Below are 14509 nucleotides of genomic sequence, written 5' to 3'. Positions count from 1 at the left end.
TGAGGACTTATCCAAGTGCGTTACTCACTAAACTCTTGGGATAATTCCCTAAAATACCTTGACCAGTCAAACTCGGGCCCGGGGTCCGTCTTTCTCCCCGGAGCAATATCGCTGTGGCCAACGATTCGGTCCTGGGTGATATCAGGATACTCGGCCATCAATGCCAGGGTGAGTTCCTTTAACGCCCTATATTGCATATTCGTAAAGGGAAGGTCGTCCGTCCCCTCCAGCTCAATCCCCACCGCGAAATCGTTACAACCGTCACGGCCATTGAAGTTGGACACGCCGGCATGCCAGGCCCTGTCTTCACAGGATACAAATTGCACCAGCTCGCCATCTCGGCGGATAAGAAAGTGAGCCGAAACCTCAAACCCCTGCAAATCGGCGAAGCTGGGATGTGCGTGACAGTCAAGGCAACCCTGAAACAGCGCTTCTATATAAGGTAAGCCAAACTGGCCTGCGGGCAGACTGATATTATGGATAACCAGCAGGCTCACTTCCCTTTTGGGTCGCTCATTAAAAAAAGGCGAAGGGCTGTGCCGGGCGCAGGTTATCCACCCTTTATGCCACTGTGTTAAAGGCAAAGCTGGCATATGGTTTCCGTATTCAACATGAGACGACTTACAAAGCACAACTCTCGGCAGTGGCGACTAAAAAAGCCAAGTTTACTGTCACTAGAGTTTGTAGCACTGTAGTTTGAAGTATAACTGACGGAGATTGTAGCGATTTTTCCCCTGCATCACTATCACGATAGCCGAGAGCTGCGCTTTAAGTGCGCCTGTCACCATACCATTCAATTAAGCAATCGCTGCACCAATGCGCCGGCTCATGGTATCCTTTGGACATAAAGGCGATTCTAAAAATGCGCCCTCGAACCGACCATACCCGTTAGCAAGTAAGAATAAGTAAAGCAAAGGACGTCGTCATGCTGGAAAATGACATCAGACTCTCAGTGAAAGCCGCATTGGATGAAGATCTTGGCCACGGCGATGCCAGCGCCGACATCACGGCTCAGCTCATCCCCGAGGATAAAATTGCCGAGGCGACACTTATTACCCGCGAAGAAGGGATCTTCTGTGGCAAAGCTTGGGCTGAGCAAGTGTTCAATCAGCTTGGTGGCACAGTGGCAATACACTGGCATGTAGACGATGGGGATTGGGTGGTACCGAATCAGGTTCTGTGTGAGTTGTCCGGCCCCGCACGCGCTATCCTCACCGGTGAACGTACCGCGATGAACTTTATCCAGACCCTGTCCGGCGTCGCCAGCCTGACCCGGGTTTACGTGGATAAACTGGCAGGAACCGATTGCCGCCTGCTTGATACCCGCAAAACCATCCCCGGACTGCGGACGGCACAAAAGTATGCAGTAAGTTGTGGCGGCGGCAAAAACCACCGCATTGGCCTGTACGATGCTTTTCTGATTAAAGAAAATCACATTATGGCCTGTGGGGGCATTAAAGCCGCTATAGACAAGGCAAGAACCCTGCACCCGGACAAGCCGGTTGAAGTTGAGGTTGAATCCCTGGCAGAGCTGACAGAAGCGCTGCGAGCGGGCAGCGACATCATCATGCTGGATAACTTCGATGTCACCATGATGATTGAGGCCGTTGCCATCAATGATGCATTCAAGGCGCAAGGTGGCGGTGCCAAGCTGGAAGTATCGGGTAACGTGACCCTGGACACCTTGGGTGAGTTTGCCAAAACCGGTGTCGACTTCATTTCTGTGGGTGCACTCACCAAACACGTCCGCGCCATGGATCTTTCCCTGAGGCTTAAACACTAACAAGCTTAGGTTTGGGCAGTTGCTTACGAGACATGAACCTTGCCCGGCAACTGCCCGTTTGTAACCTGCGCTCACGTTTCGTCTGCCTTGGACGTTTTAGACCAGACATTCTGGGCCAGGCGTTTTGGCCCAGATGTTATGCCGTATGGTCATTCGCCACGCTTTACTGGTGTCCAAATCGACTTAAACCCAAAAGCACCCTATAGCGGTGCTTATGAGCGCCGGCTTTGCACACTGCTTTCTATCTTTCGGATTCAGTCACCTTGTTCGCTCCTCGGTTGCGGCCGACGCGGGTAAACAGATGTGCTTTGTGCCGAAAGCCTGAGAAGACACAGATAAATGCACAGACAAATGAATGTTTTAGAAAGTAACCAAAAGCAGAACATCCAACCAACCGCTGAGACCTATAGCAGAGTGACAAACTGTTTGAAATAACCGACATAATAGACAAAGTTCGACACCACAGGATCGACTGATGCAAGGTGTATTCTTCAGAACAACCTCTGCACAAGCATCAACCATAAGTTGTATTTCAGTGACTCAGCATCTTCAGTCCAGCTGGCTATCTGATGACTTTTTGCGCGACATTTTTTTGACTGAGAACACAAAACCGTCAGGGTGTGCATCATAGTCAAAAAATTGTTAGAACAAAGCGCATGCAAAACAAACTACCTTAGAAAAATTAAGCGAATAGCACAGACTTTCGTGCAATTTCTTGTTTCATTTTTGCAAACTTTGTACTAACTTTAGCCTAGGCTTTATGGCCTTTCCGGCTGGTACAAGAAAGCGGCATGGTTGGAGCAAAAATTTAGCAAATGTAGTGAAAGAGAAAGGGCCCAAAGGCAAATTCAAATTCACTTCTTGGCGAGATTCTTGACAACAAGCAAGCTCACTTTACTGCACCTACGGAATAAAGTACGTTATGCCCTAACCTCGATGATTACATTTTATTAACTTGGACGTTTCATGTCTGAGTAATACAAAGTAAATATGGATGGTGATGGCTGAAGGTAATGCAAAGCTCAAACTGCGGTGTTTAAACCAAGGTTGAGCCGATGCGCGACCAAACGCGACATAAGCTTTGTCGGTATAACGCACACAACCGAGACAGCCGAAAGGGCCATAATCGGTTTCTACCTCAACGGGTGGATGGTGTTGAGCTTAAGCTTTTGAGTCTGAACACAATCTGTACGATGGGGCAATAATAAACCAAGGTGGTGAGTTCGACGGCATAACTGTCACTGCTGTAATAGCAGTAAATGTTATCCCGCGGCCAACCACACAGGGTGAGAACTGGCGCACAGCCAAATTGCAGGCAGATTTGAATGCATCAGGTGTTGATGAAGTGTTCATAGGTTTATTCGTGATTGACTCTCAATGGAGTCAAGAGCGAGCATCGATGAACATCAGCAGTGACTGCAGAGAAATCCTAACGCGATTAAGCTTGCACCAATTTGGTCATAAAACAACTGGATGTAAGGTCTGCCATAACATTTGGTGACTAAACAAACTGAGTTGAGTTAATTTGCACAGAGGTTGGAGAGCTACAAAACTGAGCTACCCGCCACTACTTAGCAATAAACGGAGAGAGAAATGAAAGGTATCAATTTTAAAAAGAACGCCAAGGGTTTCACCCTGATTGAACTGATGATCGTAGTCGCCATCATCGGTATCCTGGCCGCCATCGCGCTGCCTGCGTACAAAACTTACACTCAACGCGCCAAGTTCAGTGAAGTGGTGCTAGCAGCTACCCCAGCGAAAACCGCTGTCGATATCTGTATTCAAACTGGTTCTTCATGTGCCACTTTACAAGAAGACTCGACTGGATGGGCTGATGGTCCCAAGGTAGAGACTGTTGAAATCGACGGTACATACATTGACGACGACAATGATCCACTCACTCCTGATGTACTTGATCCAAATGGTCCTGTGATTGTGACCGTAACATCAGTCGGAGAACCAACATTTGATGGAGGTCCTTACACATACATCTTGACTGGAACTCCGACTCCAGGTGGATCTGTTTCTTGGTCTGCTAGTGGTACCTGTCAAGCAGCTGGCTTGTGTTAACATACTAAGTTCAATTGGGGGCTTTTGCTCCCAATCTTTTCGGGTTAAATAATGCCAACGACCGGCCTTAACTTAGGACTATCGACGCTCTTCATCCGTAAAAAGCTGCTCACTGAAGAACAGTTGTCGGAGGCCGTCTCCTTATCTCGAAAAAACCGGTTTTCGCTGGTCACCACCCTGGTGGCCAGCAAGCTTTTATCGGCACGGGAAATCGCCGAGCTCTGCTACGAGGAATACGGCACGCCGCTGCTGGACTTGGCCGAATTTGACATAAAAAGCATCCCTGAAGAGTTCCTCAACAAAAAACTCATTGAAAAACACCGCTGCCTGCCACTCTTTAAACGCGGCAACCGCCTCTATATAGGCACTTCAGACCCTACCAACATCGCCGCCCTCGAAGATTTCCAGTTTTCCGCTGGCCTGCACGCCGAAGCCATTTTGGTGGAAGATGACAAGCTAATAGTTGCACTCGAGAAAATCCTTGAGGAAGACATCAGCGCACTGGACCTGAGCGGTATAGACGAAGAATCGCTGGCAGGCATTGAGGTCGCCGATACCGATAAGCGACCGGAAAATGATAACGAAGGCGCCGACGATGCGCCCATTGTTATTTACATCAACAAAATTCTGACCGATGCCATTCGCCGCGGCGCATCGGATTTACACTTCGAGCCTTACGAAAAGCGCTACCGCATTCGTTTTCGTATCGATGGCATTCTGCACGAAGTATCAGAGCCGCCAATTAATCTCTCAGGCCGTATTGCCGCCCGCTTAAAGGTAATGTCCAAACTCGATATTGCCGAGCGCCGCCTGCCCCAGGACGGCCGCATCAAGATGAAGCTCAGCCGCACCAAGAGTATTGACTTTCGGGTAAGCACCCTGCCGACACTCTGGGGCGAAAAAATTGTAATGCGTATTCTGGACTCATCCTCAGCCCAGTTGGGGATTGAGAAGCTGGGTTACGAGCCAGACCAGAAACAATTGTATTTGGATAACCTTGCCAAGCCCCAGGGGATGATTTTGGTGACAGGCCCCACTGGTTCGGGTAAAACCGTATCTCTCTACACTGGCCTTAACATCCTTAATACAGCCGAGCGCAATATTTCCACGGCGGAAGACCCGGTGGAAATTAACCTCGAAGGTGTAAACCAGGTGCACATCAACACCAAAGCGGGGCTTACATTTGCCTCGGCGCTGCGTTCATTTTTGCGACAGGACCCTGACGTTGTGATGGTGGGGGAAATCCGGGATTTGGAGACCGCAGAGATAGCCATTAAAGCGGCGCAAACCGGCCACCTGGTGTTATCTACCCTGCACACCAATTCTGCCGCCGAAACCCTGACACGCCTCCTGAACATGGGCGTACCCGGCTACAACATTGCAAGTTCGGTGAATTTGATTATTGCCCAGCGCCTCGCCCGGCGCCTTTGCCCCGAGTGCAAACAACCGGAAGACATACCCAATCACGAGCTGGAGCGTTTGGGCTTTAATGAGGCACAGATTGCTGAAGGCTTCACTGCCTACAAACCCTGTGGCTGCGATTTATGCTCCGGTGGTTATAAAGGCCGGGTGGGTATCTACGAAGTGATGCCCATGAGCGATGAGATTGCAAGGGTTATCATGGAAGGTGGTAACTCTTTGGAAATTGCTCGCATGGCCAAGTCTCAGGGGGTAAGAGACCTACGTTTGTCAGGGCTCCTTAAGGTAATACAAGGGGTGACCAGTATTGCCGAGGTAAACCGCGTCACCAGTTTCTGATGCTATGGCCCCAAGCACTAATGAGCAGGCAGGCTATAACTATCAGATAGACTATAACTAAAAGAACAATCCCACCCAGCCGCTTATTAATGGATTCGAACATTGAGCGGCAGCATTCAACTTGACAAGTCGAGCTGATAAAAAAGGAAGGAACGGACATGGCAACGGCCGTCGCAAACAAATCCAAAAAGCAGACACAAAAGCTGGCCCCCAAGGTCTACAACTTTGAATGGAAGGGCTTGAACCGCGATGGAAAAAAATCCAGCGGCGAACTCAGGGGCGCATCTGTCGCCGAAATTAAAACTATTCTTAAAAATCAAGGAATAAACCCCAAGGTCGTCCGTAAAAAGTCTGATGGCCTCTTTGGTGCCAGCAATAAAAAGATCAATGCGATGGATATCGCCATGATCACCCGCCAAATCGCCACCATGCTGATGGCAGGCGTGCCCTTGGTCACTACCATAGAAATCCTCGGTAAAGGCCATGAAAAGCCCAAGATGAGGGAGTTGCTGGGTACCATTCTCAATGACATTCAAGCGGGTATTCCGCTCTCTGATGCGCTGCGTCCCCACAGGATTTACTTCGATGACTTGTATGTCGACCTGGTTGCCGCCGGTGAACACTCGGGTTCTCTCGATACTGTATTTGACCGCATCGCAACCTATAGAGAAAAAGCAGAAGCCCTTAAGTCAAAAATCAAAAAAGCCATGTTCTACCCAGCTGCGGTTGTGGTGGTGGCTATTGCTGTTACCACCTTACTGCTGCTCTTTGTAGTGCCCCAGTTTGAAGAGATTTTCGCAAGCTTTGGTGCAGAGCTTCCTGCTTTCACGCAGATGATTATCAATATTTCCAGATTTTTGCAGTCATCCTGGTATTTCTTCCTGACCGCCATCGTTGTCTCAATCTGGCTCTATGTCAGGGCACACAGAAACTCCCAGGCGGTGAGAGACAGGCAAGACGAATTTGTGCTTAAAATACCTATAATTGGTGAAATTTTACACAAGGCCGCCATGGCACGATTTGCCCGCACCCTGGCGACCACCTTCGCTGCCGGTGTGCCGTTAATTGACGGTTTGGAGTCTGCAGCAGGCGCTTCTGGCAATGCCGTGTACCGTAAAGCCCTTCTGAGAATTCGCACCGAAGTGATGGCAGGTATGCAAATGAACGTAGCTATGCGCACCGTTAATCTCTTCCCAGATATGTTGATTCAAATGGTGATGATTGGTGAAGAGTCAGGTTCGCTCGATAATATGCTCAATAAAATTGCCAACATCTATGAGATGCAGGTAGATGATGCTGTGGATGGCCTTTCAAGCCTGATTGAACCCATTATGATGGTGGTTATCGGCACCCTTGTGGGCGGCCTGATTGTTGGTATGTATCTGCCTATCTTCCAGATGGGTAACGTGGTTGGCTAAAAGCGCTATTTTAAAACGTAGAATAATTTTAAAACTTAAGAATTAGATGACTGAATTTATCTCCCTGATGAGCCAGTACCCCTGGCTCTTTATTTTGCTCGCGTTCCTCTTCGCCGCCACCATTGGCAGTTTCTTAAACGTGGTAATTCATCGTTTACCCGTAATGATAAAAAGAGAGTGGCAGCAGGAATGTAATGCTTATCTCGAAGAGTACCAACCTGAACTTTTCAAAAAGATTGGTAAAACAAATTTGGAAAAACCCATTGATAGTTATCCGGAGCGTTACAACCTGATTTTTCCAGGTTCATCCTGCCCTAAATGTGGTACTCATATTAAACCCTGGCACAATCTGCCGGTAATGGGTTGGCTAATCCTTGGCGGTAAATGTGCCGCCTGCAAAGCCCCTATCTCAAGCCGCTACCCCATAGTTGAAGCCTTTACCGGCCTGACCGTTGCAACGCTGGCGTGGCACTTCGGCCCGACTTGGCAATTTGTGGCAACTGCATTACTGACCTTCGGCTTAATTGCCATGTCGGGTATTGACCTCGATGAAATGTTGCTGCCAGACAGCCTCACGCTTCCACTGCTGTGGCTTGGATTGCTGCTTAACTATCAGGGGTTATTTACTAACCTGGAAGATGCGTTGATAGGTGCTGCTGCCGGTTATCTGTCGCTTTGGTCTGTCTATTGGCTGTTTAAGCTCACCACCGGCAAAGAAGGCATGGGTTACGGTGACTTTAAACTGATGGCGCTCTTTGGCGCTTGGCTCGGCTGGCAGATGCTGCCGCTTATCATCCTGCTATCAAGCTTGGTAGGTGCCATCGTTGGCATCCTGATGATGGTCTGGAAAAACCATAATCGTGAAAATCCCATCCCATTTGGCCCTTATATCGCAGCCGCCGGCTGGATAGCGCTTATTTGGGGACAAGATATAGTCAGCTGGTATCTGGGTTCTCTTTGATGGCCGAGTTTATTCTGGGCCTCACCGGCGGAATCGGCAGTGGCAAAACAACCGTCGCCAATCTCTTTGGCGAACAAGGCATCGAGCTGGTGGATGCCGATGTTATCGCCAGGGAAGTAGTTGAGCCTGGCTCAACCGGACTCAAGGCGATTGAAACCCACTTCGGTAGTGGCATTCTCCAAGCCGATGGCAGTCTCGATCGCGCCAAGCTCAGAGAGCGGATTTTTACCAATGAATCTGAGCGGCTCTGGCTGAACAATTTACTCCACCCCATGATTCGGCAAACCATGCTTTCTGCAGCAAAAAAATCCGATTCAGATTATGTTATTTTGGTTGTGCCCTTGCTATTTGAGAATGGGTTGGATAGCTTAGTTGATCGGACTTTGGTGGTTGATATTTCACCTGAATTACAAATCCAACGTACCGTCAAACGGGATAACGTGAGCGAAGCCCAAATCGCCAACATCATCGCCAGCCAAATCAGCCGGGAAGAGCGGCTACAAAAAGCTGACGACATTATCGACAATAGAGGAGAGATAGCCGACCTCAGGGAGCAGGTTAACCGGCTCCACCAGTACTATTTAACACTGGCGGCATCAAAAGCACCGCATGACTGACTTGATATATGAGCAACCACTGAACGAAAAGATCCGCAGCTACCTGCGGCTCGAATATCTCGCCCAGCAGGTGCAACATAATCTGGAAAATGACCATCAGCAGCGCTGTTTCTATCCTTTGTTTTCTTTACTCGAATTAAATGAACGCTGCGATTACCGTGGCGATCTTCTTAAAGAAATAGACAGACAACTTTTTATTCTCGCCAAGTGGCAATTATTACCCCACGTAGACGCGCCTCAAGTCCAAAATCTTGTCGATGGATTGTCTAAAGCCAGAGAACAGCTTCAGAACCCTTCTCGCATTGGCAGTGCACTAAAGCAAGATAGATTTTTAAGCGCATTGCGGCAACGATTCGGCATGCCCGGCGCCTGTTGTAATTTCGACCTGCCTCAACTGCATTATTGGCTCGCCAAGCCCTGGGATGAACGCAGGGGAGAATATCTGCAGTGGGTTGAGCACTTTACTCCCCTGCTTACCCCCGTGAGCTTACTTCTCTCACTAATTCGTAGTACGTCTGAGTATCAAGACGCAACGGCAGCCGGCGGTTTCTATCAGGGAACCAATGCCCAACCGCTTTCTCTCATCCGGGTTAAGATTGATCCGGCACAGGGTTGTTATCCCACCATCAGTGGTCACAAAACCCGCTACGCCATTCACTTCGTTCAATTCGCCGATCAACGCCATTCCGACAAGACCATTGCCTTTAAGCTGGCGACCTGCGCCTGAAGGCTTTACCATAAAGCCATCCCAATTTTGGGTTTGTTATTCCATCCGATAAGGTTTTTCTCATGACATTGACGGTTAAGTGTCCCCAGTGCCAAAAACCTGTTATCTGGGACGCCTCCTCCGCCTTCAAGCCATTTTGCAGTGAACGCTGCAAACTGATTGACCTGGGAGATTGGGCGTCCGAGAAGCATGCCATTCCAGTAAAAGATGACATCAGTGAAGAGCTGCTGGATCAGCTCGGCTACGAAGAAGCTGACTTTTTCAAAGCACCGGATTGATCGAAATCCCAATCCCAAATCTACTATCTAAGAGTCGTGTTATGACCAAGCGTGTTCACGTTGCCGTAGGCATTATCAAAAAAGGCGCCAGCATCTTGCTGGCAAAGCGCCATGGCCACCTTCACCAAGGTGGAAAATGGGAGTTCCCAGGCGGCAAGGTAGAGGCCGGCGAAACTACTTCAGACGCTCTTAAACGCGAGCTGAGGGAAGAAGTCGGTCTGACTATACACTCTAGTCTACCTTATATGGAAATCAGCCATGATTATCCAGATAAACAGGTGCTGCTTGATATTCATTTGGTCGAAGACTTCAGCGGCGATGCGGTGGGCGCTGAAGGCCAGCAAATCGAATGGGTAACACTGCAGGAGATTGGCCAGTATCAATTCCCCGATGCCAATCAGCCTATTCTCGACAAGGTAATAAAAGACTTCGCCTGATACTCAAATTAAGGTGTTTTACATCAGCAATGGTGTAAAACACCTGTTTGTGTAAACAGATGCCGACGTTATCGAATAGCAGATAAAGAAAAACCCCGACGTTACCGTCGGGGTTCTTGTATTTGATGCCTGGAAATGTCCTACTCTCACATGGGGAGACCCCACACTACCATCGGCGCTACTGCGTTTCACTACTGAGTTCGGAATGGGATCAGGTGGGACCACAGCGCTATGGTTTCCAAGCAAATTTTGTTGCTGCCATTTAGTACCTGGCGGCGAATAATGGTGCTGATACCCAGAATCGAACTGGGGACCTCATCCTTACCAAGGATGCGCTCTACCGACTGAGCCATATCAGCAAACTCTTTGATTTCACTTTAAAAGTGCAAATCAGAATTAGGCGTCTGGCGATGACCTACTCTCACATGGGGAGACCCCACACTACCATCGGCGCTGCTCCGTTTCACTACTGAGTTCGGAATGGGATCAGGTGGGACCAGAGCGCTATTGTCACCAGACAAATGCGTTATGCCCTCGCCTTTCAGCAAGAACATGCAATTCGGAAAGCTGCATTTCGCAGAAAAAGATGGTGGTCGCTACTGGGATCGAACCAGTGACCCCCTCCTTGTAAGGGAGGTGCTCTCCCGGCTGAGCTAAGCGACCGGTATTCTGTGTTATTGAGTTATCACTTCAATCAAGTCTGGTTCTTCAAGACTATCTACTTCAACCATCAGTCAAAACCCATCTGGGTTGTATGGTTAAGCCGCACGAGTCATTAGTACAGGTTAGCTCAACGCCTCACAACGCTTACACACCCTGCCTATCAACGTCCTGGTCTCGGACGGCTCTTCAGTGGACTCAAGGTCCAAGGGAAGACTCATCTTGGGGCTCGCTTCCCGCTTAGATGCTTTCAGCGGTTATCGATTCCGAACGTAGCTACCGGGCAATGCCATTGGCATGACAACCCGAACACCAGCGGTTCGTTCACTCCGGTCCTCTCGTACTAGGAGCAACCCCCCTCAATCTTCCAACGCCCACGGCAGATAGGGACCGAACTGTCTCACGACGTTCTGAACCCAGCTCGCGTACCACTTTAAATGGCGAACAGCCATACCCTTGGGACCGACTTCAGCCCCAGGATGTGATGAGCCGACATCGAGGTGCCAAACACCGCCGTCGATATGAACTCTTGGGCGGTATCAGCCTGTTATCCCCGGAGTACCTTTTATCCGTTGAGCGATGGCCCTTCCATGCAGAACCACCGGATCACTATGACCTACTTTCGTACCTGCTCGACGTGTCTGTCTCGCAGTTAAGCTGGCTTGTGCCATTACACTAACCACACGATGTCCGACCGTGTTTAGCCAACCTTCGTGCTCCTCCGTTACTCTTTGGGAGGAGACCGCCCCAGTCAAACTACCCACCAGGCACTGTCCCTAGTCCGGATTCACGGACCGAGGTTAGAACATCAACACTACAAGGGTGGTATTTCAAGGTCGACTCCACGAGAACTGGCGTTCCCGCTTCAAAGTCTCCCACCTATCCTACACATGTAGGGTCAATGTTCAGTGCCAAGCTATAGTAAAGGTTCACGGGGTCTTTCCGTCTAGCCGCGGGTATACGGCATCTTCACCGCAATTTCAACTTCACTGAGTCTCGGCTGGAGACAGCGTGGCCATCATTACGCCATTCGTGCAGGTCGGAACTTACCCGACAAGGAATTTCGCTACCTTAGGACCGTTATAGTTACGGCCGCCGTTTACCGGGGCTTCGATCATGAGCTTCTCTTGCGATAACCCAATCAATTAACCTTCCGGCACCGGGCAGGCGTCACACCGTATACTTCCTCTTGCGAGTTTGCACAGTGCTGTGTTTTTGATAAACAGTTGCAGCCACCTGGTATCTGCGACTGCCGTCAGCTCAGGGAGCAAGTCCCGTCACCAACAGCAGCGTACCTTCTCCCGAAGTTACGGTACCATTTTGCCTAGTTCCTTCAGCCGAGTTCTCTCAAGCGCCTTGGTATTCTCTACCCGACCACCTGTGTCGGTTTGGGGTACGATTCCTGCTAACCTGAAGCTTAGAAGATTTTCCTGGAAGCATGGCATCAACCACTTCAGTGCCGTAGCACCTCGTCATCAGCTCTCGGTATATGTGTGCCCGGATTTGCCTAAGCACACTACCTACCACCTTAAACACGGACAACCAACGCCGTGCTGGCCTAGCCTTCTCCGTCTCTCCATCGCAGTTAGCAGAAGTACGGGAATATTAACCCGTTTCCCATCGACTACGCCTTTCGGCCTCGCCTTAGGGGTCGACTCACCCTGCCCCGATTAACGTTGGACAGGAACCCTTGGTCTTTCGGCGAGGGGGTTTTTCACCCCCTTTATCGTTACTCATGTCAGCATTCGCACTTCTGATACCTCCAGTGTGGGTTACCCCTTCACCTTCAACGGCTTACAGAACGCTCCTCTACCGCGTACACGTTATCGTGCACACCCGTAGCTTCGGTGAATTGCTTAGCCCCGTTACATCTTCCGCGCAGGCCGACTCGACTAGTGAGCTATTACGCTTTCTTTAAATGATGGCTGCTTCTAAGCCAACATCCTAGCTGTCTAAGCCTTCCCACATCGTTTCCCACTTAGCAATTACTTTGGGACCTTAGCTGACGGTCTGGGTTGTTTCCCTTTTGACGACGGACGTTAGCACCCGCCGTCTGTCTCCCGGATAGCACTCTTTGGTATTCGGAGTTTGCAAAGGGTTGGTAAGTCGGGATGACCCCCTAGCCTTAACAGTGCTCTACCCCCAAAGGTGTTCGTCCGAGGCGCTACCTAAATAGCTTTCGAGGAGAACCAGATATCTCCCGGTTTGATTGGCCTTTCACCCCCAGCCACAAGTCATCCGCTAATTTTTCAACATTAGTCGGTTCGGTCCTCCAGTTGATGTTACTCAACCTTCAACCTGCCCATGGCTAGATCACCGGGTTTCGGGTCTACGCCTTGCAACTAAACGCGCAGTTAACACTCGGTTTCCCTACGGCTCCGCTATTCGCTTAACCTCGCTACAAAACGTAAGTCGCTGACCCATTATACAAAAGGTACGCAGTCACGGTCTCAAGAACCGCTCCCACTGCTTGTACGTATACGGTTTCAGGTTCTATTTCACTCCCCTCACAGGGGTTCTTTTCGCCTTTCCCTCACGGTACTGGTTCACTATCGGTCAGTCAGGAGTATTTAGCCTTGGAGGATGGTCCCCCCATATTCAGACAACATATCACGTGTGCCGCCTTACTCGATTTCATCTTTGGTTAGTTGTCGTGTACGGGACTATCACCCTGTACCGTTGGACTTTCCAGACCATTCCACTAACACCCCGAAGACTTAAGGGCTAATCCCCGTTCGCTCGCCGCTACTGAGGGAATCTCGGTTGATTTCTTTTCCTGAGGGTACTTAGATGTTTCAGTTCCCCTCGTTCGCCTCACTACACTATGTATTCATGTAGTGATGACAGCTTATGCTGCCGGGTTTCCCCATTCGGACATCGCTGGCTATAACGGTTGTTACTACCTCACCAACGCTTTTCGCAAGTTACTACGTCCTTCATCGCCTCTGACTGCCAAGGCATCCACCGTATACGCTTAGTCGCTTAACCATACAACCCGGATGAGTTTCCTCACCGGCTGTATTGCAACCAGCTGGTTTTTCGATAGTTCATTTTACTGAACTCGCCTTGAAGAATTTCCAAAACACTTGATTGAAGTGTTTGAGAACTCAATTTTTGTATTAACTGAATCCGAAGATCCAGTTTCTACTATCAGCTTTCCAAATTGTTAAAGAGCGGGCTTAAAAAAGCCAAAGATAAATTCATCACTTATCTTTGGCGTCTCTATCCTTGGGACCTAAGTCCTGAGACTCACATATTGATAGTGGTGGAGCTATGCGGGATCGAACCGCAGACCTCCTGCGTGCAAAGCAGGCGCTCTCCCAGCTGAGCTATAGCCCCGTTTCTGCAATATGCAGTCTGACACAAATGCGTTGATTAAAAATCTCATTCAGGCAAGGCGGGAACGAAGGAAGTTTACTCGCGTAAACGACGACGTTTCCAACGACGCATCAATGAGATTTGGTGGGTCTGAGTAGACTCGAACTACCGACCTTACGCTTATCAGGCGTACGCTCTAACCACCTGAGCTACAGACCCATCGCATTTGTCTCTTTTCGTCTATCAAGCAATCTGTGTGAACACTCAGCAGGGTAATGTGTCGCTTAGGTAAGGAGGTGATCCAGCCCCAGGTTCCCCTAGGGCTACCTTGTTACGACTTCACCCCAGTCATGAACCACACCGTGGTAAACGCCCTCCCGAAGGTTAAGCTATCTACTTCTGGTGCAGCCCACTCCCATGGTGTGACGGGCGGTGTGTACAAGGCCCGGGAACGTATTCACCGTGGCATTCTGATCCACGAT

At 49.6% G+C, this 14509-nt stretch carries 10 protein-coding genes, 4 tRNA genes and 4 rRNA genes (1 of these 18 running past the window's edge); 9 read left to right on the top strand and 9 right to left on the bottom strand.

Going from position 1 to position 14509, the window contains the following annotated elements:
- Positions 1 to 20 precede the first annotated feature (20 nt).
- The gene (gene ampD / locus JQC75_RS01800; protein ID WP_203325805.1) at positions 21 to 593 is read right to left on the bottom strand and encodes a 1,6-anhydro-N-acetylmuramyl-L-alanine amidase AmpD; all 573 of its coding nucleotides are present in this window, start codon (positions 591 to 593) and stop codon (positions 21 to 23) included.
- A gap of 332 nt (positions 594 to 925) precedes the next feature.
- On the opposite strand from ampD, the gene nadC reads away from it, so the two are divergent.
- From nadC to mutT, 9 genes are all read left to right on the top strand, one after another.
- Positions 926 to 1783: a carboxylating nicotinate-nucleotide diphosphorylase gene (nadC, locus tag JQC75_RS01795; RefSeq protein WP_203325804.1), complete on the top strand. Its 858-nt coding sequence runs from the start codon at positions 926 to 928 to the stop codon at positions 1781 to 1783.
- 1593 nt (positions 1784 to 3376) lie between these two features.
- A complete protein-coding gene (locus JQC75_RS01790) occupies positions 3377 to 3853 on the top strand; it encodes a pilin (RefSeq protein ID WP_203325803.1) in 477 nt (158 codons plus the stop codon).
- A gap of 51 nt (positions 3854 to 3904) precedes the next feature.
- Complete coding sequence (gene pilB, locus JQC75_RS01785; protein ID WP_203325802.1) at positions 3905 to 5611, top strand: type IV-A pilus assembly ATPase PilB; 1707 nt, start codon at positions 3905 to 3907, stop codon at positions 5609 to 5611.
- Between the two features lie 158 nt (positions 5612 to 5769).
- The gene (locus JQC75_RS01780) at positions 5770 to 7029 is read left to right on the top strand and encodes a type II secretion system F family protein (protein WP_203325801.1); all 1260 of its coding nucleotides are present in this window, start codon (positions 5770 to 5772) and stop codon (positions 7027 to 7029) included.
- 46 nt (positions 7030 to 7075) lie between these two features.
- Positions 7076 to 7990 (top strand): prepilin peptidase, encoded by a 915-nt coding sequence (locus tag JQC75_RS01775; protein ID WP_203325800.1) that lies wholly within the window; start codon positions 7076 to 7078, stop codon positions 7988 to 7990.
- The gene (coaE, locus tag JQC75_RS01770) at positions 7990 to 8607 is read left to right on the top strand and encodes a dephospho-CoA kinase (protein WP_203325799.1); all 618 of its coding nucleotides are present in this window, start codon (positions 7990 to 7992) and stop codon (positions 8605 to 8607) included. Before JQC75_RS01775 ends, coaE begins: the two co-directional genes overlap by 1 nt.
- Positions 8600 to 9334, top strand: coding sequence for a cell division protein ZapD (gene zapD / locus JQC75_RS01765; protein ID WP_203325798.1), 735 nt, complete (start codon positions 8600 to 8602; stop codon positions 9332 to 9334). The genes coaE and zapD overlap by 8 nt, the downstream gene beginning before the upstream one ends.
- Before the next feature lie 62 nt (positions 9335 to 9396).
- A complete protein-coding gene (yacG, locus tag JQC75_RS01760; RefSeq protein WP_203325797.1) occupies positions 9397 to 9612 on the top strand; it encodes a DNA gyrase inhibitor YacG in 216 nt (71 codons plus the stop codon).
- 41 nt (positions 9613 to 9653) lie between these two features.
- Positions 9654 to 10049: an 8-oxo-dGTP diphosphatase MutT gene (gene mutT, locus JQC75_RS01755; protein ID WP_203325796.1), complete on the top strand. Its 396-nt coding sequence runs from the start codon at positions 9654 to 9656 to the stop codon at positions 10047 to 10049.
- A 127-nt stretch (positions 10050 to 10176) separates the two neighbouring features.
- Here mutT and rrf (JQC75_RS01750) read toward each other — a convergent pair.
- From rrf (JQC75_RS01750) to JQC75_RS01715, 8 genes are all read right to left on the bottom strand, one after another.
- Positions 10177 to 10292 (bottom strand): 5S ribosomal RNA (gene rrf / locus JQC75_RS01750).
- A 40-nt stretch (positions 10293 to 10332) separates the two neighbouring features.
- Positions 10333 to 10408 (bottom strand) — tRNA-Thr (locus JQC75_RS01745).
- A 43-nt stretch (positions 10409 to 10451) separates the two neighbouring features.
- Positions 10452 to 10567, bottom strand: a 5S ribosomal RNA gene (gene rrf / locus JQC75_RS01740).
- Positions 10568 to 10636: 69 nt separating this feature from the next.
- Positions 10637 to 10712: transfer RNA gene (locus JQC75_RS01735), tRNA-Val, on the bottom strand.
- Positions 10713 to 10803: 91 nt separating this feature from the next.
- Positions 10804 to 13697: ribosomal RNA gene (locus JQC75_RS01730) — 23S ribosomal RNA — on the bottom strand.
- A gap of 275 nt (positions 13698 to 13972) precedes the next feature.
- A tRNA-Ala gene (locus JQC75_RS01725) sits at positions 13973 to 14048 on the bottom strand.
- A 121-nt stretch (positions 14049 to 14169) separates the two neighbouring features.
- Positions 14170 to 14246: transfer RNA gene (locus JQC75_RS01720), tRNA-Ile, on the bottom strand.
- 70 nt (positions 14247 to 14316) lie between these two features.
- Positions 14317 to 14509 (bottom strand): 16S ribosomal RNA (locus JQC75_RS01715) (it continues 1350 nt past the right edge of the window).
- The 16S, 23S and 5S rRNA genes sit together here with 4 tRNA genes alongside, the layout of an rRNA operon.

It is taken from the genome of Shewanella litorisediminis, from assembly GCF_016834455.1.
In the GTDB taxonomy this organism is placed as follows: Bacteria; Pseudomonadota; Gammaproteobacteria; order Enterobacterales; family Shewanellaceae; genus Shewanella; species Shewanella litorisediminis.
Note: the sequence above shows the minus strand (reverse complement) of the source record. Positions and strands in the feature narration are given on the sequence as shown.